At 60.7% G+C, this 19,496-nt stretch carries 21 protein-coding genes; 3 read left to right on the top strand and 18 right to left on the bottom strand.

Annotated elements, in window-relative coordinates; all coding sequences use genetic code 11:
- Nucleotides 1-48: 48 nt before the first annotated feature.
- The 3 genes from WKF55_15685 to WKF55_15675 all read left to right on the top strand — a co-directional run bounded on the left by WKF55_15685 (nucleotide 49) and on the right by WKF55_15675 (nucleotide 1,560).
- Nucleotides 49-351 (top strand): hypothetical protein, encoded by a 303-nt coding sequence (locus tag WKF55_15685; GenBank protein ID MEJ7761022.1) that lies wholly within the window; start codon nucleotides 49-51, stop codon nucleotides 349-351.
- 571 nt (nucleotides 352-922) lie between these two features.
- On the top strand, nucleotides 923-1,171 hold the full coding sequence (locus tag WKF55_15680) for a type II toxin-antitoxin system Phd/YefM family antitoxin (GenBank protein ID MEJ7761021.1): 249 nt from the start codon (nucleotides 923-925) through the stop codon (nucleotides 1,169-1,171).
- On the top strand, nucleotides 1,168-1,560 hold the full coding sequence (locus tag WKF55_15675) for a type II toxin-antitoxin system VapC family toxin (protein MEJ7761020.1): 393 nt from the start codon (nucleotides 1,168-1,170) through the stop codon (nucleotides 1,558-1,560). The genes WKF55_15680 and WKF55_15675 overlap by 4 nt, the downstream gene beginning before the upstream one ends.
- A gap of 61 nt (nucleotides 1,561-1,621) precedes the next feature.
- Here WKF55_15675 and WKF55_15670 read toward each other — a convergent pair whose 3' ends face one another.
- From WKF55_15670 to WKF55_15585, 18 genes are all read right to left on the bottom strand, one after another.
- Nucleotides 1,622-2,173: a DUF1648 domain-containing protein gene (locus WKF55_15670; protein ID MEJ7761019.1), complete on the bottom strand. Its 552-nt coding sequence runs from the start codon at nucleotides 2,171-2,173 to the stop codon at nucleotides 1,622-1,624.
- A 78-nt stretch (nucleotides 2,174-2,251) separates the two neighbouring features.
- Nucleotides 2,252-3,889 carry a chaperonin GroEL gene (gene groL, locus WKF55_15665; GenBank protein MEJ7761018.1) on the bottom strand — a complete coding sequence of 546 codons (1,638 nt, stop codon included), beginning with the start codon at nucleotides 3,887-3,889 and terminating at the stop codon, nucleotides 2,252-2,254.
- 23 nt (nucleotides 3,890-3,912) lie between these two features.
- On the bottom strand, nucleotides 3,913-4,215 hold the full coding sequence (locus WKF55_15660; GenBank protein MEJ7761017.1) for a co-chaperone GroES: 303 nt from the start codon (nucleotides 4,213-4,215) through the stop codon (nucleotides 3,913-3,915).
- A 145-nt stretch (nucleotides 4,216-4,360) separates the two neighbouring features.
- A complete protein-coding gene (locus WKF55_15655; GenBank protein MEJ7761016.1) occupies nucleotides 4,361-5,131 on the bottom strand; it encodes a type III pantothenate kinase in 771 nt (256 codons plus the stop codon).
- Nucleotides 5,128-5,799, bottom strand: a complete 672-nt coding sequence (locus WKF55_15650; protein ID MEJ7761015.1) for a biotin--[acetyl-CoA-carboxylase] ligase — start codon at nucleotides 5,797-5,799, stop codon at nucleotides 5,128-5,130. The genes WKF55_15655 and WKF55_15650 overlap by 4 nt, the downstream gene beginning before the upstream one ends.
- Nucleotides 5,800-5,904: 105 nt before the next feature.
- On the bottom strand, nucleotides 5,905-6,708 hold the full coding sequence (gene uppP / locus WKF55_15645) for an undecaprenyl-diphosphatase UppP (protein ID MEJ7761014.1): 804 nt from the start codon (nucleotides 6,706-6,708) through the stop codon (nucleotides 5,905-5,907).
- Nucleotides 6,705-7,844, bottom strand: coding sequence for an N-acetyl-alpha-D-glucosaminyl L-malate synthase BshA (gene bshA, locus WKF55_15640; protein ID MEJ7761013.1), 1,140 nt, complete (start codon nucleotides 7,842-7,844; stop codon nucleotides 6,705-6,707). Before bshA ends, uppP begins: the two co-directional genes overlap by 4 nt.
- Complete coding sequence (gene miaA, locus WKF55_15635) at nucleotides 7,841-8,752, bottom strand: tRNA (adenosine(37)-N6)-dimethylallyltransferase MiaA (GenBank protein MEJ7761012.1); 912 nt, start codon at nucleotides 8,750-8,752, stop codon at nucleotides 7,841-7,843. The genes bshA and miaA overlap by 4 nt, the downstream gene beginning before the upstream one ends.
- The gene (mutL, locus tag WKF55_15630; protein MEJ7761011.1) at nucleotides 8,739-10,553 is read right to left on the bottom strand and encodes a DNA mismatch repair endonuclease MutL; all 1,815 of its coding nucleotides are present in this window, start codon (nucleotides 10,551-10,553) and stop codon (nucleotides 8,739-8,741) included. Before mutL ends, miaA begins: the two co-directional genes overlap by 14 nt.
- 3 nt (nucleotides 10,554-10,556) lie before the next feature.
- Entirely contained in the window at nucleotides 10,557-12,200 is a 1,644-nt protein-coding gene (locus tag WKF55_15625) for a VWA domain-containing protein (protein MEJ7761010.1), read from the bottom strand.
- Entirely contained in the window at nucleotides 12,179-13,132 is a 954-nt protein-coding gene (locus WKF55_15620; protein ID MEJ7761009.1) for a VWA domain-containing protein, read from the bottom strand. Before WKF55_15620 ends, WKF55_15625 begins: the two co-directional genes overlap by 22 nt.
- Before the next feature lie 31 nt (nucleotides 13,133-13,163).
- Complete coding sequence (locus WKF55_15615; protein MEJ7761008.1) at nucleotides 13,164-14,111, bottom strand: hypothetical protein; 948 nt, start codon at nucleotides 14,109-14,111, stop codon at nucleotides 13,164-13,166.
- Entirely contained in the window at nucleotides 14,108-15,016 is a 909-nt protein-coding gene (locus tag WKF55_15610; GenBank protein MEJ7761007.1) for a DUF58 domain-containing protein, read from the bottom strand. The genes WKF55_15615 and WKF55_15610 overlap by 4 nt, the downstream gene beginning before the upstream one ends.
- On the bottom strand, nucleotides 15,013-15,987 hold the full coding sequence (locus WKF55_15605) for a MoxR family ATPase (GenBank protein MEJ7761006.1): 975 nt from the start codon (nucleotides 15,985-15,987) through the stop codon (nucleotides 15,013-15,015). The genes WKF55_15610 and WKF55_15605 overlap by 4 nt, the downstream gene beginning before the upstream one ends.
- A 55-nt stretch (nucleotides 15,988-16,042) precedes the next feature.
- Nucleotides 16,043-16,759 carry a pseudouridine synthase gene (locus WKF55_15600; GenBank protein MEJ7761005.1) on the bottom strand — a complete coding sequence of 239 codons (717 nt, stop codon included), beginning with the start codon at nucleotides 16,757-16,759 and terminating at the stop codon, nucleotides 16,043-16,045.
- Nucleotides 16,759-17,385: an SMC-Scp complex subunit ScpB gene (scpB, locus tag WKF55_15595; GenBank protein ID MEJ7761004.1), complete on the bottom strand. Its 627-nt coding sequence runs from the start codon at nucleotides 17,383-17,385 to the stop codon at nucleotides 16,759-16,761. The genes WKF55_15600 and scpB overlap by 1 nt, the downstream gene beginning before the upstream one ends.
- Nucleotides 17,360-18,106, bottom strand: a complete 747-nt coding sequence (locus WKF55_15590; GenBank protein ID MEJ7761003.1) for a segregation/condensation protein A — start codon at nucleotides 18,104-18,106, stop codon at nucleotides 17,360-17,362. Before WKF55_15590 ends, scpB begins: the two co-directional genes overlap by 26 nt.
- Complete coding sequence (locus tag WKF55_15585) at nucleotides 18,094-18,777, bottom strand: site-2 protease family protein (protein ID MEJ7761002.1); 684 nt, start codon at nucleotides 18,775-18,777, stop codon at nucleotides 18,094-18,096. The genes WKF55_15590 and WKF55_15585 overlap by 13 nt, the downstream gene beginning before the upstream one ends.
- Between the last annotated feature and the right edge of the window lie 719 nt (nucleotides 18,778-19,496).

Here is a 19,496-nt window from a genome sequence, read left to right as displayed (position 1 = left end):
TCGGCAGGATCGACGGCTGTCCAGAGGCGGCGTAGCGAAGCGTTTGGAGTGGCACAGGTGGTTCCGCTGAAGAGTGCAAGCCTCATCATTGAAACGCGCGCACGCCATCAGTCTGAAACGTTGACCGGGCTCGACTTCCTGAAGGAACAGCAGCAGCCGGGTTATTGGACCGCGGATGCGTCACTGAGCCTGACGACGGCCGACAAGCGACGTTCCGTCGGCATATTCGCGCAGAATCTGACCGACCGGACGGTGATGTCGAATACGTTTGTTGTTCCGTTCAGCACGTTCACGGTTGCCGCCCTGCGGCCACCGCGGACGCTTGGCGTGCGCCTGATCGGCCGTTTCTGACTGCCGCCGCTTCAGCCGGGGCCCATCTTCTGAAAGAATCATTTTTGTAGCTTTGCACTGCATTCAGCCCCGGGCGGTGCCACTTCTGATTGCCCTTCGCGCGCACGCCCTCAGGCTGCAAGGACCTCCTCAGGCCACGACAAGCTTGGAAGCTGAATTCTACCAGCTGAATTACGCCGGGGTGTGTTTGGGGGTGTGTTTCTTCCGGCAAAGTGCGGCATGTATGTCTGGAAACTGCGGCGCCGACGCCCGATTTCCCTCTAAAGTCCGGCAGAATGTCGTAAATGGTTAGTGTATTACCCTGCTTCGGGAGCAGGCGGTCGCTGGTTCAAATTCAGTCGCCCCGACTGATCTTCTGCACTCCATCGTCTTGTGGCGGTGGAGTTTTTTTTCCACTCAAACGAGGCGTGCTGATTTACCTGACAACCCTCGACGCGCAAGGCATGCGCGATCTCCGAGCCGGAGGCCTCTCTCACGGTTGCCGCGCATCAGAATCTGCTTCAAGTGCAGGACCGAGGTCTCGTGGGCAAAACTTGACTTAGTCCATTAGTTTAGTCCTATTTAAAACTGCATGAAGACCACAATGTCCTCCACGTATAACGTCCACGAGGCGAAAACCCACCTGTCCAGGCTTCTCGAGCGCGCCTCCGGCGGCGAGGAGATCATCATCGCGAAAGCGGGGGTACCGGTCGCCCGTCTCGTGCCGATCGTTCTGCCGTCCCGAAATCGGGTGCTCGGCACTGAGAAAGGACTCATCGTCATCGCTCCTGACTTCGACGCCGAGTTACCGGAAGACAGTCTGGCCTCCTTCGAAACGTGAGGGTTCTGCTCGACACGCAGGTCTGGCTGTGGATGCTGGCGTCCCCTGAACGGCTGTCCAGAAAGAGCCGGACGCTCGTCGCCTCGGCCGGCACGGAACTGGTTCTATCCGCCGCGAGCGCATGGGAGATCGCAATCAAGCACGGCCTCGGCAAGCTTCAGCTCCCCGAGGCGCCCGGAATCTACATCCCGCGGTTGATGGAATCGACCGGCATCTCCCCCCTCCCCGTGCACCACCGCCACGCACTCCACGTTGCCACCCTTCCGCAGCACCACCGCGACCCATTCGATCGACTATTGGTGGCGCAGGCGCAGCTCGAGCAACTGCCGATTTTGACCGCCGACAGGAGCTTTCGGCTCTACGATGTCAAGGTACTCCCTGCCGCGTGAGGGACGCAGAACCGGATCGGCGAATCCGCGGCAGGCCTGCGCTTATTGAAAAAGGCTGCTTTCAGAGGTTGGCCGCCGGCGAAGAATGTATCCGCCTTTTGAGTTCGCGGTCGTGGCTGAACGCAAGAAAAAACACGCTTGCGATAGCGGTGATCATCACCCCCCAGACCGCCACCGGCAACGAGCTTTCACCGGTTGTCGCCACCATATAGTTGCCAGTCTGTATAGCAACGAAGACTACTGAGATGGCGATGGAAATCTGCGCGAGATTGCAACGCACGCTCTCGACAAGTTCCGCCTGCTCGGCGTCGGGAAGGGTTCGAAATTGCCTGAGCTCTTCATCGGTCAGTTTCCACGTGTCGGCCTCTGCAGCGACCGCGGCAAGGCCCCTCAAGAAAAGCGCCATTGCGACTGCAATCCCGGGCAGAAGGTACCACGCACCGCCCGACGAAGGGGTGGTCGCATCGACCCGGCCGTCGAATCCATAATGGATCGGAATACGCTCGGGTAGATGTGGGGCAACCATCACGGAGCCCGCGATGAACAGCACGAGGAGGCCCGCGTGGAACCAGTTTACCGAGCCAGAAGTAAAGAGAAAGCGCGTCGAACGCATCCTGAGCTCCGGGGGTGAGTCTTCAAACACAAACGGAACCGCTCTCGCGGCCCCGTTTGTTCGTTCGGAAGCTGAACCCTAGTACATCCCGCCCATGCCGCCCGGCGGTCCGCCCGCCGCCGCACCACTCTGCGGCTCCTTCTTCTCGACGATCAATGCTTCGGTCGTGAGGAGAAGCCCGGCGATCGACGCCGCGTTCTGCAATGCAGTCCGCGTCACCTTCGTCGGATCGATCACACCCGCCTCGACGAGATTCTCGTACTCGTCGGTGAGCGCATTGTAACCGTAGTTGTTGTCCTCGGAATTGCGAACCTTCTCGACGACGATGGAACCTTCTCCGCCGGCGTTCTGAACGATCATCCGAATCGGCTCCTCGATCGCGCGGCGAATGATGCCGACGCCGATGTGCTCGTCAGAATCCTCGAGCTTGAGCTTGTCGAGCGTCTTCTGTGCGCGGATGAATGCTACTCCGCCGCCAGCGACGATGCCCTCTTCGACAGCAGCACGCGTCGCATGCAAAGCATCCTCGACGCGAGCCTTCTTCTCCTTCATCTCGCTCTCGGTTGCCGCACCGACATTGATCACCGCAACACCGCCGGCAATCTTCGCCAGACGCTCCTGCAGCTTCTCCTTGTCGTAGTCGGACGTCGTCTTGTCGATCGCTGCCTTGATCTCCTTGATGCGCCCCTGGATCTTGTCGTCGTCGCCTCCACCATCGATGAGCGTCGTGTTGTCCTTGTCGACGACGATCCGCTTCGCGCGGCCGAGGTCGGTGACAACTGCGTTTTCGAGCTTGAAGCCGACTTCTTCGGAGATGACCTGACCGTTCGTCAGAATCGCGACGTCGGCCAGCATCGCCTTGCGGCGATCGCCGAAACCAGGCGCCTTCACCGCGCAGACGCGGAGGGTGCCACGCAGCTTGTTGACAACCAGCGTCGCCAGTGCCTCGCCTTCGATGTCTTCAGCGATGATGAGCAACGGCTTGCCGAGCTGTGCAACTTTCTCGAGGATCGGGAGAAGATCCTTCATCGATGAGATCTTCTTGTCGTGAATAAGAATCATCGCGTCCTCGAGAACAGCTTCCATCTTTTCCGGATCGCTGACGAAGTACGGCGAGAGGTATCCGCGGTCGAACTGCATTCCCTCGACCGTTTCAAGAGTGGTCTCGAGGCCCTTTGCCTCTTCAACGGTAATGACGCCGTCCTTGCCCACCTTCTCCATCGCCTCGGCGATCAGATCTCCGATTTCCTTGTCGTTGTTCGCGGAGATGGAACCGACCTGCGCAATCTCCTTCTTGCCCTGCGTCGGGACGCTCATGTTCTTGAGCTCTTCGACGACCGCGGCAACTGCCTTGTCGATGCCGCGCTTGAGGGCCATCGGGTTGACGCCGGCCGTCACATTCTTGAGGCCTTCGCGAAAGATTGCCTGCGCGAGAACGGTCGCGGTGGTGGTGCCATCGCCAGCAAGGTCGGACGTCTTGGTCGCGACTTCCTTCACCATCTGTGCGCCCATGTTCTCGAGTGGATCCGAAAGCTCGATTTCCTTCGCTACTGTGACGCCGTCCTTGGTGACGGTCGGTGCGCCGAACTTCTTGTCGATGACGACGTTCCTGCCCTTCGGTCCGAGCGTGACCTTCACCGCTTCGGCGAGCTGGTCAACGCCGCGCTTCAGTGCTGCGCGAGCGTCGGTGTTGAAGTGGAGTTCCTTGGCTGCCATGAGTGTTATTCCTTTCGTTGCGGTTAGCTGATGACCGCGAGCACGTCGGCTTCGCGGAGAATCAGGAGCTGCTCGTTATCGATCGTGACTTCGGTGCCGCTGTATTTACCGTACAGCACCTTGTCGCCGACCTTGAGCTCCATCGGGACGCGCTTGTCCTTCTCGAACCGGCCCGGGCCGACGGCGAGAACCTCGCCCTGCATCGGCTTTTCTTTTGCGGTGTCGGGAATGAACAGCCCGCCGCGCATCTGCTCGGTCTCCTCCGACGCGCGGACGACAACGCGATCCGCGAGGGGAGCTACTGTGTTGCTGGTCTGTGTGCCCATAAATGCATCCCTCCTGCCTGGAATGACTTGATGTGAAGATCAAAAACCCGTTAGCACTCTCATGAGGTGAGTGCTAACGACTGTAGTCTACCCGGTATCGGGAGGCAGTTCAACCCCTTCCAAAAAGTCGCTCGCCAGCAGGTATTCAGCCCGTCAGGATATCATATCCCAGCCGCACTCCGTGCAGCGTCAGGAAGGGGTCGACTTCGTCGAAAACCGGACAAAACGGGGCCAGTGTTACGGCCAGGCCGCCTGTCGCAATGACCAGCGGATTTGCACCTTGCCACTCGTTCCTGATGCGCACGACGATGCCTTCAACGGAATCAGCGGCGCCGTACAGCACTCCGGAGCGAATGCATTCGTCCGTCCGCGTTCCAATGACTTTCAGTGGTGGAACGAGCTCCGTTGCGGAAAGCTGCGACGTTCGTCGGAACAGGGTGTCGGCCGAAGTACCGACGCCAGGCTGAATTACGCCACCAATAAAGGCACCATCGGCGGTGATACAGTCGTAGGTTGTGGCCGTCCCCAGATCGACCACTATTGTATTCCGTTTCCGGAGCAGGCTCGCGGCAAGGGTGTTCGCGATACGGTCGGCGCCCACAGTATACGGCTCGTCGACCTCGAGACGGATCGGCAAATTGGCGCGCGCATCGATGAGTGCCGGATCGGCCTGAAAGCAATCTTTACACGCCTGCGATAACGGCTGCGTGACAGGTGGTACAACTGAGCAGATGGCGCTTCCGGTAACCTGATCAGGGGTGATCCCCCTCGCCTGGAGCAGAGACACAAGAAGAAGCGCAAACTCATCGGGGGTTCGCGAAATGTTCGTCGTCACCCGCCAGTGAGCACGAATGAAGTCGCCGTCGAACAGAGCGGCGGTGGTTTCCGTGTTTCCGACGTCGAATGCAAGGATCATAGGGGCGGGTCGAGGACAAGTGAACCGGTGCGGAATCTGGCGACTGAGTCGGCAAGTGCAACGAGCAGCTCCCCCGAGGAACTGATTCCCTGCACAGTACCACGCGCAGGTTCGATGCAATTGCGGCCACGTGCGAGGTCACGGGTGTTCCACTCCGCCAGCTCCACCTGATCAAGTTCGCCGGTCGATGCTGCGGCGGCACGCAATGCGGAAACGAGATCGATCAGCACGTCCACCCGGCGGGTACCATGATCGAGACTACCCGCGCCGGGGAGATCCATGGGAGCCAATACATTTATGCCGATGCCGATCGCGACCCACTCCAGTCGCTGGTCCCGCCATCGCGCCTCAATGAGTATTCCTCCCAGCTTGAAACGGTCAACGTAGAGGTCATTGGGCCACTTCAGGCGTACGGGTTCGGCCGTAAACCTGTCGAGAGCCCCTGCGGTAAGGAGACCGACACGGATCGACAGCACATCGATGCCCGATGCGTTAGCAGGTCGCTCGAGAAGGGTGATCCAGAGACCCGAGCCCGCCGGCGACGTCCATTTGTTCCCCGAACGACCGCGCCCCGCCGTCTGCCTGTCAGCGATAACCAGAGTGCCGGACTGCGCGCCTTCAGCGCCGAGACGGTGCGCAACATCGAGGGTTGATGTCGTCTCCTGCAACAGCTCAACCCGAGGAAGTTGGAGCAGCGCAGCAAGCTCTGGACCGGAACATCCGTCGATGGCGATCAATTCATTCAGGCTGACATAACGTGTCGGGGAGACAGCTCAGGCGCGGTAATAGATGATGCCGAGCACCACGATTCCCAGGATCACCCGGTAGAGCGCGAACACGCCGTAGCTGTGCCGGCTCACATATCGCAACAGCACTGAGATGGCGAGCCAGCTGCTGACTCCCGCGGCCAGCACGCCGACAATGAGCGGCGCGCTGTAACCGCCCTCGCGAATCACCTCAGGCACCTTCAGGATTATCGCTGCAGCCGTAATCGGCATGCTCATGAGGAAACTGAACACGGCCGCGCTCTGCCGGTCGAATCGAAGCACGCGGCTGGCACTGATGGTTGATCCCGATCGCGACACTCCGGGCACGAGCGCCACCACCTGCGCTGTTCCAATGATCAACGCCTCGAACCATCTCATCCCCGCCAGCGGCTTGTCCTGCGCAGAGAATCTGTCGGCGGCCCAGAGGATGATTCCCATTACGATCAGTGCACACGCCGTGAGGGCGGGAGCCCGAAACACCGTTTCCGCCTTGTCTTCGAGCAGCAGCCCGCCAATTGCACCAGGAATGGTCGCAAGAATGAGAAAGACGACACGTTTTTCTTCCACTGTCTCGACGCGTCGGTGCCTGATCATGCCGAACGCCGCACGTATCAGCGCCGCCCATTCCTTCCTGAAGAACCAGAGCACCGCCACCAGAGACCCAACGTGCAGCGCGACGTCAAAAGCCAGACCCGGATCCTGCCAGCCGAACAGAAACGGAGCAAGAGACAAGTGCGCCGAACTACTGATCGGAAGAAATTCCGTAAGACCCTGAATCAAGCCGAGCACGAGCGCCTGAAAAACTGTCATGTGACGCGACTCGCAAGCGAGGTGATGTAAAGATGCTCATACTGGCTGACGATCTGGTCGAGTGAGAAGCGCTCCCTCGCGTCGACGATCGCGAGTTCGCTCATTTCCTTCCATTTGTCAGGGTCGCGGAGAATGGATAAAGCCGCACTCGACATGGCTTCGACGTCGCCAACTTCACATAGAAATCCCGTTTCGCCGTTGCGGACTACTTCCGGCAAACCACCAGCCCGCGTTCCGATAACCGGTACGCCTGAGGCGAGTGCTTCCAGCGCACTGAGCCCGAATGACTCGCTCTGAGTGGGCAGGAGAAACACGTCTGCAGACGCGAGCAGCGGCGCTACCACATCGAGCTTGCCAAGAAAGTAGACAGCGTTGTCGATTCCAAGTTTTCGCGCCTCATCTTCCGCCTCCGGCCGGTCGGGACCGTCGCCCACCATTACAAGGCGACTGGGAATCTCGCGGTTAACACGGTCGAAGATTCGAATCACATCGCGAACGCGTTTCACGCGCCTGAAATTCGAGATGTGCATGAGTAGCGGCCGCGACTCGCCGAGTTGATCCTTCAATGTCTGCGGATAGCGCTCGCGGTTGTAGACGGCGGGATCGATGAAGTTGTGAATCACCGCCACGTCACAGGCGGTGCATCCGAAAGCGTTGTAGGTCTCTCTTCTGAGGTATTCCGAGACAGCCGTCAGACGATCCGACTTCTCGATCGAGAACTTGGTAATCTGGTTGAACGAAGGATCCTGCCCGACAATCGTGATGTCCGTGCCATGAAGAGTCGTGATGACCTTGACGTCGCGCTTTTGTTCGCGGAGCATTTCGCGCGCAATCCACGCGCTCGTCGCGTGAGGAATCGCGTAGTGGCAATGCAACAGGTCGAGCCCGTGCGTGCGCACCACCTCGTGCATTCGCACGGCGAGGGCAAGATCGTATGGCGGGTATTCAAACAGCGGATACCGCCCAACGTCCACCTCGTGAAAAAATACGCGTGGCAGGAATGACGGCAGCCGGAATGGCTGGCGGTAGGTGATGAAATGGATCTCATGCCCTCGGGCCGCCAGCGCAATCCCCAGCTCAGTCGCGACAGCGCCAGAGCCGCCGTACGTTGGGTAACAGGTAATTCCAATCTTCAAGCCGACTCCTTCCACCAGCGTTCAATCGTAGCCGTACGATCGGAGTCGTCCGGATTCACTATCGTGATGTGCGCTGCGCCCAGTTGATGCCGAAACCATGTCCGCTGTCGCTTTGCGAACTGCCGCGTCTCAATAATGATCCGCTCACGCGCGATTGACAAATCGACCTCGCCGGTCGCGACACGCCGCATCGTGGAGTAGCCGCTTGCTTTCCATGCAGGCGCGCCCGGGTCGACCGTCGCCGCGAGCGCCCTCACTTCAGACAGCCAGCCGGCATCGATCATACGGTCCACGCGTGATTCGATCCGCGAGGAAAGGCGCACGCCTGGATCGATAATCAGATAATGAGGAGTAAAAGAGGCGATCCGCCCCTGGCTCGACTGGAGCTGGCTGAGCCGCTGGCCGGATAACAACGCAGTTTCCACCGCGCGCGCGAGCTGCACTCTGCCGAGCTGCGATTTTGCGGGGTCGAGGCACGTGCACCAGCGCCGGAGCTCGACAGTGGGCATTCCGCCCAGAAACGCTTCCAGCCTGGACCGAGCTACAGCTTCGAGCGACGGTGCCTCGAACAGAGGGTGGAACAGCGCCCTGATGTAGAACCCCGTACCTCCGACGACGAGCGGCACACTTCCACGCGCGCGTGCCTCCGGGATCCATCGCATCGCTCCGGCCGACCATAGCGCCGCCGAATATCGTTCGTTCGGATCTGCAATGTCGATGGACTCGTGCCGGACGCCGCGCCGATCGAGAGGCGAGGGCTTGGCGGTGCCAATATCGAAGCCGCGGTAGATCTGGCGAGAATCAGCGCTGATGATGGTGGCGCCGTACTCAAGGGCCAGCCCCTGCGCGATTTCCGACTTCCCGGCAGCAGTTGGCCCACAGATTACGCGGATGTTATCGACGGCCAAACCGCCGGTCGATTTCGTCCCACGTGAGCTGGACGATCGTGGAGCGGCCATGCACGTCGTGTGCAGGAAGCGTGGTGTCGCGGAGCGATATGAAGAGCGCCCTCATTTCGGGAACTGACAGCTGCTCGCCCGCCTTGATCGCGCCCTTACAGGCAACTGTCGCCGCCAGGTGCTCATGCCGTGTCGCAGTGCCCGCCACTCGATCACCGGTGAGAGCATCGAGCGTTTCCCGCAGACACCGCTCGGCATCGAAGCGCCGGTGCGGCATCGGTACGCTGTTGACGATGAGGGTATTACCACCAAATCCCTCCACTTCAAACCCGATTTTTTCCAGGTATTCGCGGTTGGCATCGAACGCATCGCCCTCAGCGGGACCGAGATGAAGAGTGATTGGAAGAAGCAGACGTTGAGCCGGCGCAGCGCCACTCTCCAGACATTGCATGAATTGCTCGTACAGCACTCGTTCATGCGCGGAGTGCTGGTCGATCAAGACGAGTCCAGCCGGGTGTTCGAAAGCGAGGTAAGTGCGCCGAAACTGGAAGAGCTCGGGTATGTCGCTCCCGGCGAATGACGGACCGTCAGCAGACTGATAGGGCGATGCGGCGGCTCCTGATTGATCACTGCCCGGAACGGCCATGGCGTTATACGCATCCAACGCCTCGTCGCTGGAAGGCGAGTCCGAACCCGCAAACAATCCTCCATTGTCAGCGCGAGGCGTAGCCAGAATCGCGGAAACGTCCACCGGAAGCCCGAGAAGCGCAGAAACCGCAGGTCGATGCGACGGGAAGTGGCTTCCGCCAACCATGGCAGATGCATCGAAAGTCCCCAGAGCGCGGCGCACTGCCGTTTCAACCGCGCGCTCGAGCGGCCACCGGTCGAGAAACCTCACCTCGGCTTTCGCGGGATGCACATTCACATCCACCGAGTCCGCCGGGAGTGTGACATTGAGGAACAGCGACGGACGAAGCCCTGCGGAAATAGTCGATCTGTACGCCGCTTCGGCGGCGCGTACGATACCGATATCCCGGATGGCGCGGCCGTTCACCGACAGGAATACTCTGCGGGCGGCGGTGCCGACATCCGCGGGCCGCTCGACCAGCCCACTCACATGAACTGCGCCGCTGACATCGTCGACATCGAGCAGCGCCGCCCCGTATCGCCCACCCCAGATTCCGCCGATGCGCGCGCGCAGCGATGACACCGGCGGGAGGGCGAGCGCTGTTTTTCCATCGTGCTCGAGAGTGAAGCGGATTTTCGGACGCGTGAGCGCGATACCACCCACGACATCCACAATTGCCCGCCATTCCGAGCGCGCGCCACGGAGAAATTTTCTTCTCGCTGGAACGTTGTGAAACAGCTGCGCCACGGATACGGTCGTGCCGCGGCGCCGCGACACCGGGTTGATGCTGCCGATCGATCCTGCGGAAGCGTTGAGCGCGGTTCCGCCGTCGTCACCGGCCGATGTCTCGATGTCGAACCGCGAGATCGAAGCAATTGCGGGGAGCGCTTCTCCCCTGAATCCATAGCTTCGTACTCCAACAAGATCAGCTGCTGTTCTGATCTTGGATGTGCCATGACGGACAAGAGCAAGCTCGACGTCCGCACGCTCCATCCCGCACCCATCATCGCTCACGCGGATGAGCTTGTGCCCGCCTTCCTCGATCAGCACGTCGATGGCCGTCGCGCCGGCATCGAGCGCATTCTCTACCAGTTCCTTCACCACCGATGCCGGTCGTTCCACCACTTCGCCCGCGGCAATCTGATCGGCAACCGCCGCCGGCAGAATTTCGATTACCGGCACAGGTTACCAGTCCCGCCCGTTTGGCGGCGGCTGTGGAACGTTTCGTCGCTGCTTTCTGCCCTGTACATCCTGCTCCTCCCGCTCCATGGCGTTGAGGAGCTGCTCAGCACGCTGTTCGTCCATCCCGGGGACGGGCTGCTGCCGGTTTGATGCATTGCTGGAGCTTGCCGGCTGCGGCTGGGGCTGAGCACTTCCACCGCCACCACCACCGCCCCCACCGCCTCCCCCGCGTTTCTTCCGGCGCAGTGCTAACTCATAGTTCCACTTCGAATCCGGATCGTCCGGACGCGTCAGCAGTGCCCGTTTATATATTGCCAGCGCGCTATCGAGAGGCGCGGCGGCGGAGTCTCCGGAAAGAGCGAGGCCCTGGCGCAGGTGCACGAACCCGGCGTTGAAGATCGCACGGTGGCGCAGTTCGAGGCTCCTAGTCTTCTCGGCCGCACGCTCGAGCAGCGGCAATGCGGCCAACGCCGAATCGCGCTTCTGTATGAGCGCCGTTCCGCGATTGTAGGATTCTGTTGCGGCGCGCTCTTTCATGTCACCGCTGACGCAACTGGTTGCGATAGTCAGTGCCGCGGTGCTGATCGTCCGAGCTACACGCCTGCGCCCCCGACGAGCGAGGAGAAAGGTGTCAAGAAGGAGCAGGAGGAGCGCGGGTCCAAGGAACCACTGGAATCGCGGCGCAAGATTGCTTCCGCGGGACATCGAGCGCTGTTCGGTACGCAATTGCGCCAGGGCCTTCCGCACAGTTGCCGCGCGATTGGGATCGGAGGGAGGCACAAACACGCCACGGCCGGCATCCGCCGCAGCCTGCAACAACCCCGGGCTGTACTGAGATATCACGACGCTGCCCGCCGCATCGCGCTTCGGCCGGATGACACCGTTCATGGTTTCAGGAATCGTGGCCCCGCTTTCGGTACCGAATCCCGCCGTGATCACGGTAATGCCCAAACCGGCGGCGCGTCTGGCTTCGTTCACCACTTCCTCGGCCGGCTCGAATCCCTCGCCATCACTCATCAGCACAATCGCTCGTTCGGCTTCCGACCTGGAGATCGACAAGAGATTTGCCGACTGCCGGATTGCCCCGGAGATGGAGCTGCCGGATTGTCCAACCACGGTGGGGTCCAGGTTTCGAATGAACAGGTCGAGCGCAGCGTCGTCAACTGTAACGGGGCTCAGCACGTAGCTCCGTCCCGCGAACGCGATCAACGCGAAGCCGTCGTTCGGCGAGAGCGAGCGCAACTGCATCACAATTTCCTTCATTTTGGTGAGTCGGTCCGGAGACTCGTCGTGGGCAAGCATCGAGGACGATGCATCGAGCGCAAGCACGATGTCTATGCCCGCCTGCCTGACCACCGTTCGTTCAACGCCCCACCGGGGTCCCGCGAAGGCGATGCCGATCAGCATCGCTGCGAGGCCCAGGCGTATCGGCTGCCAGCCGGAAGCGCCAAGTGACATTGGCGCCAGTCGCGAGATCATTGCGGGCGCGCCCAGCCTTGCGAGCCGCCGGTCGCGGACGGCACGCGTCTGGCGGAGCATCCATACCGTGGCGAGGGGAAGCAAAACCACGAGTGTGAGTGCCCACGGCCATGCGAAATACCGAAAGCCCAACAGCGCGTTGTCCATCAGGGTAACGGCGCCTTCCACGCCGTCAGCGCCAGCTCCATCATCAGCGCAAGCAGCGCCAGACCAAGAGCCCATCGGTAGAGCTCGGTGTATCGAACATATGAGCTGGTTTGCAACGGAACTCGTTCCAGACGATTGATCTGTGAATAGATCTGATCGAGGGCTGCTGCATCACGAGCGCGAAAATATCTGCCCCCGGTGAGACGCGCGATGCTCGTGAGCAACGCCTCGTCAATCCGAACCGGCTGGTTCTCAAAACGAAGACCAAATACATCCCGGCCAACCGGAACGGGCGCTACACCTTCGGTGCCCACACCGATTCCGTAGATGCGAATGCCATAGACCGCTGCCGCGCGTGCTGCAGAAAGCGGGTCGATGGCACCGCGGTTGTTCACTCCGTCAGTGACGATGATCATCACTCTGGAATTACCGGGAGCGTCCCGCAACCTGTTGGCCGCAGTGGCGATGCCGAGGCCGATTGCGGTGCCGTCTTCGAGCTGGCCTGCCTGCAGATTCTGAATCGACTGCAGGATCACCGAGTGCTCGGTGGTGAGCGGCACCTGAGTGAGTGCTTCTCCCGCGAATGCGACCACTCCCATCCGGTCCGATTCGCGGGCGCGCACGAATTGCATCGCCTTTGCCTTTGCGACTTCGAGCCGGTTTGGCTGGAAATCCTGAGCCAGCATCGAGCTCGAAAGATCGAGCGCGAGCACGATGTTGATGCCCGAGCTCGTCTTGTTTTCGAGCCGCGCGCCGGCCCTTGGCCGCGCGAATGCGACGACGCTAAGCGCCAATGCGACGTTGCGCAGAATGAAGATAGCGCGGGCTATTCCGCGTCCAGCGCGCGGGCCACGGGCAAGCACGCTCGTGCGCGAAAAATGATCGCAGCCTCCGAGCGCTTGCGTCGCGCCGCCCACCACAGCGGCAGGAGCAGCAACAGCAGGAGCGCCCATGGCAACTGGAATTCCAGCCCGCCGAGTCTGTTCAGGCGGCCCGCTTTTCGGCAAGCCGCTGCACTTCCGCTTCCCGCCTCACCAGTTCCGCTTCGACCGTTCGGACAAGTTGTCGTGCGGACGAGCCCGTTGCTGAGGCTTCATCGCGGTCTGGACGGTGGCCCGCAAATTTCACGAGGTCCGCTGTCCATAGCATCCCGCCCATCTCCGGGTTCAGTCCCCCAATCCTCCCCGCCGCGGCAACGAGCTCGGAAGATGTTTGCGAAAGCTCAATTTCCGGAATCCGTAACGCGAGATAAGCGCGCATTGTGTCAACCATCATTGCGACGTGGCGACCGCCTTCGCCGGCGGCAATCAGATTCAACGAGTCGATGCGCAAGAATTCAAGCTCGGCGGCGGCGAACGGGTCAGCGGGTTCGTTGCGACGACGACGATACACTTGCCACAACCACCAGCCGAGGCCGGCGAGCATCACGAGCACAAAAAGAATCAGCCAGGGGAGTCTGCTGAAAGGCTCAATCGGAATGAGCGCGCGCGGAGGTTTGGGCGCCCTCTGAGCAGAATCCACAGGAAGTACGGACCTGACCTGGACACGATACCGGGCAAGCGACACGTAACCGGTCTTGCCGTTATGCCTGGCTACGATGTGACCGAGCATCAGCGACTGCGGGCCTGTGTCCCACGCAATCATGCGGTACGCCGCCGTGCGAATTCCGGCTCCTGCACCAGCCTCGCTGGCAAATACAGGCTTACCGACAATCTGCGTTGTTGTGGGCGAAGCCGCCGACGAATCGGTGGTCGCAGGAAATTCGATGGTTGCGCCTGCCGGTCCCTGCAATCTCATGAAGACGATGAACCGCTGCCCAATGGTCACTGTGTTGGGGATCACTCTCACGCCGAGCCGAAGCGGAATCGGTACCAGACCGGGCGGTGCAGGCAGCACCGTCTGCAGCAGCATCGCGAAAACAATCAAGCTCATCGCCGCCGGGCCTGCGTTTCGCGTGACCGGAAAAAACGGAGCAGCGGCTCGATATAATTGCCATCAGTGCGTACCGGCACTTCATCGATGGCAAGACGACGCAACAGACTTCGTCGTGCATTGCGCTCCTGGCTTACTTGTGCATCGTACGCACCACGCACATCGGGCGAGCTGGTATCTATCTCGAGCGTAATGCCGGTTTCCGGATCGACGAAACGCGCGAGTCCAATGTCGGGAAGCTGACTCTCACTCGGGTCTTCGACCGTCACCGCGACCACGTCATGCCGCTGCGCGAGAATCTTGAGCGGGCGCTCGACATCAGGAGCGACAAAATCTGAAATCAGGAATACAATCGTCTTCTGCTTCAGCGTTTTCGCCAGATGATCGATCATCGCCGCGATGTCGGTCCCCCTGCCCACAGGCTCGAAGGTCAGAAGATCTCTGAGAATCCTCAGCACGTGTTTCCGTCCCTTCCGTGGCGGCACGACATATTCGATGCGGTCTGTAAACAGGACAACGCCAACGCGGTCGTTGTTGCGGACAGCCGACATCGCGATGACCGCCGCCAATTCGGACGCGAGCTCACTCTTGAACCGCTTCACTGTCCCGAATCGATTCGAACCGGAAAGATCGACCGCCAGCATCACGGTCAGCTCGCGTTCCTCGATGTATCGCTTCACGAATGGACGTCTCATGCGCGCCGTGACGTTCCAGTCGATGGTCCGAACTTCGTCACCAGGCTGGTATTCGCGTACCTCCGAAAACTCCATACCCTGCCCCTTGAACACGCTTCGGTATTCGCCGGTAAAAACCGAGTTCACGAGGCCGCGGGTCCTCAGCTCGAGGAGTTTGACCTGTCGGAGAATCTCCGGGGGAACGCCGACTGACGTGCCGCCTGCAATCACGGCGCCTGCACAGTGGCCAGAATGCGCGTGACGATGGCGTCACTGGTAATCTCTTCCGCTTCCGCCTCATACGTAGTCAGCACGCGGTGGCGGAGCACGTCAGGAGCGATTGCCTTGACGTCGTCAGGGGTAACGAAAGCCCGCTGGCGCAAAAAGGCGTGCGCACGCGAAGCCTGCGCAAGGGCCAGTGTGGCGCGGGGGCTTGCACCGAACTCGATGAGCGGTTTCAAATCCTTGAGCCCCGCCTCTGCCGGATAGCGTGTTGCGTGAACGATCGACACTATGTAGTCGACGATACGTTCGTCCATGTACAACTCGGTGATGCGTTGGCGGGCCGCCATGATCGTTTCCGGGCTGGCAACCTGCCGCACCGCTATCGAAGCTCCGCCGGCCATCCTGCGCAGGATCTCCTTTTCTTCGTCACGCGTTGGATAGCCGACGTGCAGCTTCAGCATGAACCGGTCTACCTGAGCTTCAGGCAGCGGATACGTGCCTTCCTGCTCGATCGGATTCTGGGTGGCCAGCACCAGGAACGGCTCGTCGAGCTTGAAAGTCGTGCCACCGATCGTGACCTGTTTTTCCTGCATTGCCTCCAGCAGCGCCGCCTGGACTTTAGCCGGGGCGCGGTTGATCTCATCGGCGAGAATGATATTCGCGAAGATCGGCCCGCGTTTTACGCTAAACTGACCATTCGACTGATCATAGACCTGTGTGCCGAGAATGTCGGCAGGCAGCAGATCCGGCGTGAACTGGATTCGCTGAAACGAAGTGTTGATCGTTTCGGCAAGGGTACGCACGGCCAGCGTCTTGGCCAGGCCAGGCACGCCTTCGAGCAGGACATGGCCGCCTGTCAGAATGCTGATGACAAGCCGCTCCACCATGTAGTCCTGTCCCACGATGCGGCGACCGACCTGATCGACCACACTGTGAATCATGCTGGTGTCCGCGGACGGCTGGACCTGTGTTGCCACGTGCATCTCCTTTGACGTTGTCGGCGCGGCCGCCGGAAATCCTGTTTTTACGCGCCTATTGTACGATCGCCATGATGATATCCCGTTCGCGGCCGCTAAGTGGCCGGGTCGCTCCCTGCGGCAGCTGGCCGATGGCAACCGGGCCGAATCTGATCCGGACAAGTCGTTCGACGGCGAGGTCGAGAGCAGTGCAAAACCGTCGAATCTCCCGGGTGCGACCCTCCGCAATCGTCAACTCGAGCTCCCAGAGCCCGCGACTGAGATTGTGCGCGGTAATGTCGAGAGGTTTTACCCATCCGTCGTCCAGTTCCACGCCGTCGCGGCCGGCACGCACGGCGGCGGGACCATCGCCGCGAACCGTTGCAACGTACGTGCGCTCGACTTCACTGCTCGGATGAGTGAGTTTGTGGGCCGCTTCACCGTCAGTCGTCATTAGCAGCACCCCTTCAGTCATGTAGTCGAGGCGTCCGACATATGTCAGACCCGGGCGAGGCGGGACCAGATCAAAAACCGTCCGGCGGCCCCCCGGGTCCGATCGCGTCGTAAGAACCCCGGGCGGTTTGTTCAGCACGATCCAGTGGTAGCCCGCGGGCCGTTCGATGGGATTGCCGTCGAGCGTGATTTCATCGCGTTCGGGATCGACACTCTGCCCCGTGATCGCCACGGTTCCATTGATTCGTATTCGACCCTCGGCGACGAGCTGTTCCGCATGTCTGCGGGATGCGACGCCGGCCCGCGCAAGCGCTCGCTGTATTCTCATGACTTCCGACATCAGCGGGCAGTCTCGAAGTAAGGCGAACCGGCGTCGGCCGCTTCCTGCTCCAGAGCGGGCGGCAGATTTTCGATCGAGGGCACAGGCGCGTTGGGATCTCTGAGCGCGACAGCCAGCTCATCGGCGCGCGGCAGTTCGCCGAGGTGCCGCAGCGCAAATTGTTCGAGGAACAGTGGAGTAGTGCCGTATAACAGGGGGCGCCCCATCCCTTCCCCGCGTCCAACGACCTCGATCAGCTCGCGCTCGTGCAGCGACTTGAGCATCTGGCCGCAACCTACTCCTCGAATCTCTTCGATCTCGGCGCGCCCCAGCGGCTGACGGTAGGCCACGATCGCAAGCGTTTCAAGTGCGGCAGCGGACAACCTCTGCGGCCGGGCGGCAAGCTGGGCGCGCTCGATAGTCTCGGTGTACTCGGGCCTCGTAAGTATTTGCCAGCCGCCGCCAACTTCGACCAGCTCCACTCCGTGACCATCGTCGTCGTAGTGATCGCGCAACTCTGCGAGCGCTTCTGTGATGTCGCTGTCCGACGTAGCCAGGTCGAGACCCATTGACTTTATGTCAGAGAGCGGGACTGGTCGGGCGCTCGAGAAAAGCGCGGCTTCAAGCAGCCTGGCTAGCGGCGTCACGGGAAATTTCAACAGGTGCGAAGGGGCGGAGCTGAGCGAGCTTGAGCTCGCCCAGTTTCGCGAGCTCGAGCAACGCCAGAAGTACGGACAGGATCTGCCACGGTTCAGCATCGCTTGCAATGACGTCTCGCCAACGTGCGCGAGCGCGCAGCGCCAGTACCGCTCGCACTGTGGCGATTGCGCCGCTCACGTCGGTCGTCCGCGGCACGACGTCATGGATTCCCGGCTGTCTTGCGGCGCGAAGGACACGGTCGACCGCAGCCAGTAACTCCGGCAGGGAGAGCGAAAGCGCAGCCGCCGGAGCGGAGATCGCGAAGTTGCGCGGCAGGTATGCACGTGCGAACTGATTGCGACGCTCATCGCTTCGTCGCTCCAGAATGTCCACCACTTCGCGAACCTGCTGGTATTCCAGAAGCCTGCGCACCAGCTCCGCCCGCGGATCTTCCCACGCGTCGTCACCCTCACGACGCGGCAGAAGCATCTGGGCTTTGATACGGACGAGCCGCGCTGCCATTTCGAGATAATCGGCGGCTTCATCCAGCGCGAGAGACGAGATCCGCGACAGGAACTGCTCGGCAATTCGCGCCACGGGAATGTCCTCGATGTCGATCTGCTCGTCGCGGATGAGCGAAAGCAGCAGATCCAGCGGACCCGAAAACTGTGTCAATTCGACGACAAACACTTCGCCGTCGCGAAAGCGGCTGGCGCCTACATCGTCCATTGGCTGGGCAGGATGTAAGGAAAGAGCAGGCCACGCAAAATGCCGGTAAGCGCAAAGACCGGTGCGAACCATATGTACAACAGCGGGCGGGCGAACGACAGCAACAGGAAAAGAACGATCAAGCCGTAGCGTCCGAATCGCTGATACGCCAGGCCCCACGCCGGCGGCAGAAGGTACTTCATGACGTGAGACCCATCGAGCGGCGGGATGGGAATGAGATTGAAAGCGGCAAGCACGAGATTCAGCGAGATGCCATAAGTGAGCATCAACTGAAGTATCGAGGCCCCCCCCGAAAGAGCGGGAGCAGCCTTCCCAACGAAATACAGCAAAATGGAGAGCGGAACGCAGAGGAATGCGATGACGACGTTGGTGGACACGCCGGCCAGCGACACGATAATGTCGCCCTTCTTGTAGTTTCTGTAATTCCGAGGATTGACGGGTACCGGCTTTGCACCACCAAAGATCACTCCGCCCAGCAGGAACGTCATGAGGGGAAGGAGGATCGTCATGAACGGGTCGATGTGCTTGACAGGATTCCACGTCAGCCGACCGAGCTGGGAGGCAGTGGCGTCTCCGTTTCGCAATGCGGCATAGCCATGCGCGTACTCATGCGCGACCATGGAGAACAGCAGTACCGGCGCGATGAGAATGAAATTCTGGATCTGATTCAAGGTGTCTCTGACGATTGGCCGGAAGGCGCGGCTCGCGCGCTGTGCAACTTAGCCGATGCTCGCTGTTGGCGGCAGAGCGGAAAGGCGATCAGCCAGTCAGTAGTCGGTTACATGGATTTGGCAGGCAATCGGAAGCTCCTCGGCAAGACTGCGGAAAAAGGACTGTGCGGATCCAGGACCAAATGCCATCGACGATTGGCGACTAATAGCGGATCCAGGACCAACGGCAATCGACGATCGGCGGCTAATTGCGGATTGCGGGTCGTGAAATTGACAGCTGTCTGTGGAGGCTGCAACGCAGGAGCTTCGGCCCCGAGCCGGTACGTCGGGGGGTGAAACGGTTTCTGAGCCGCGGATCGGGTGAGTGGCTGACGCGAGGTATGAGCAGCTTCTCGGGATGGTACATGACGACCCTGTGTCTGCCGAGACCTCGCACCACCCGCTCACCCAAATGCTATTGTTTCAAGTCGCGGCCGAGCTTGTCCGAAGGCGGCGTACTCCCGCGTTCCCGTCTGCAAGTTTTCAGTCCGTAATTAGTCGTCGATCGTCGATGGCCGTTGGTCCTGGATCCAAAACCAGTCCGTAATCCAAAAAGTCCTTAATCCGCGATCCTGATCTGAAAAATCCTGTGTCTTGCGCCGAACTGCCCCAACAGCCGACGCCCGGTAGTGGGTCAGGTATGGGGCCAAAAGCCAGGCTGAGGACACGCCGTCCGCTGA

It is taken from the genome of Gemmatimonadaceae bacterium (genome assembly GCA_037721215.1).
Taxonomy (GTDB): domain Bacteria; phylum Gemmatimonadota; class Gemmatimonadetes; order Gemmatimonadales; family Gemmatimonadaceae; genus UBA4720.
This window is presented reverse-complemented; position numbering and strand designations above follow the sequence as displayed.

What these genes read in the sequence shown, in the direction of transcription:
- WKF55_15680 (MEJ7761021.1), top strand. Translation starts at nt 923, where the DNA reads ATGAAGACCACAATGTCCTCCACGTATAACGTCCACGAGGCGAAAACC.
- WKF55_15670 (MEJ7761019.1), bottom strand. Translation starts at nt 2,173, where the DNA reads ATGCGTTCGACGCGCTTTCTCTTTACTTCTGGCTCGGTAAACTGGTTC.
- uppP (MEJ7761014.1), bottom strand. Translation starts at nt 6,708, where the DNA reads ATGACAGTTTTTCAGGCGCTCGTGCTCGGCTTGATTCAGGGTCTTACG.
- WKF55_15590 (MEJ7761003.1), bottom strand. Translation starts at nt 18,106, where the DNA reads ATGGACGATGTAGGCGCCAGCCGCTTTCGCGACGGCGAAGTGTTTGTC.
- groL (MEJ7761018.1), bottom strand. Translation starts at nt 3,889, where the DNA reads ATGGCAGCCAAGGAACTCCACTTCAACACCGACGCTCGCGCAGCACTG.
- WKF55_15655 (MEJ7761016.1), bottom strand. Translation starts at nt 5,131, where the DNA reads ATGATCCTTGCATTCGACGTCGGAAACACGGAAACCACCGCCGCTCTG.
- WKF55_15615 (MEJ7761008.1), bottom strand. Translation starts at nt 14,111, where the DNA reads ATGAGCTTGATTGTTTTCGCGATGCTGCTGCAGACGGTGCTGCCTGCA.
- WKF55_15600 (MEJ7761005.1), bottom strand. Translation starts at nt 16,759, where the DNA reads ATGTCGGAAGTCATGAGAATACAGCGAGCGCTTGCGCGGGCCGGCGTC.
- WKF55_15660 (MEJ7761017.1), bottom strand. Translation starts at nt 4,215, where the DNA reads ATGGGCACACAGACCAGCAACACAGTAGCTCCCCTCGCGGATCGCGTT.
- WKF55_15620 (MEJ7761009.1), bottom strand. Translation starts at nt 13,132, where the DNA reads ATGGGCGCTCCTGCTGTTGCTGCTCCTGCCGCTGTGGTGGGCGGCGCG.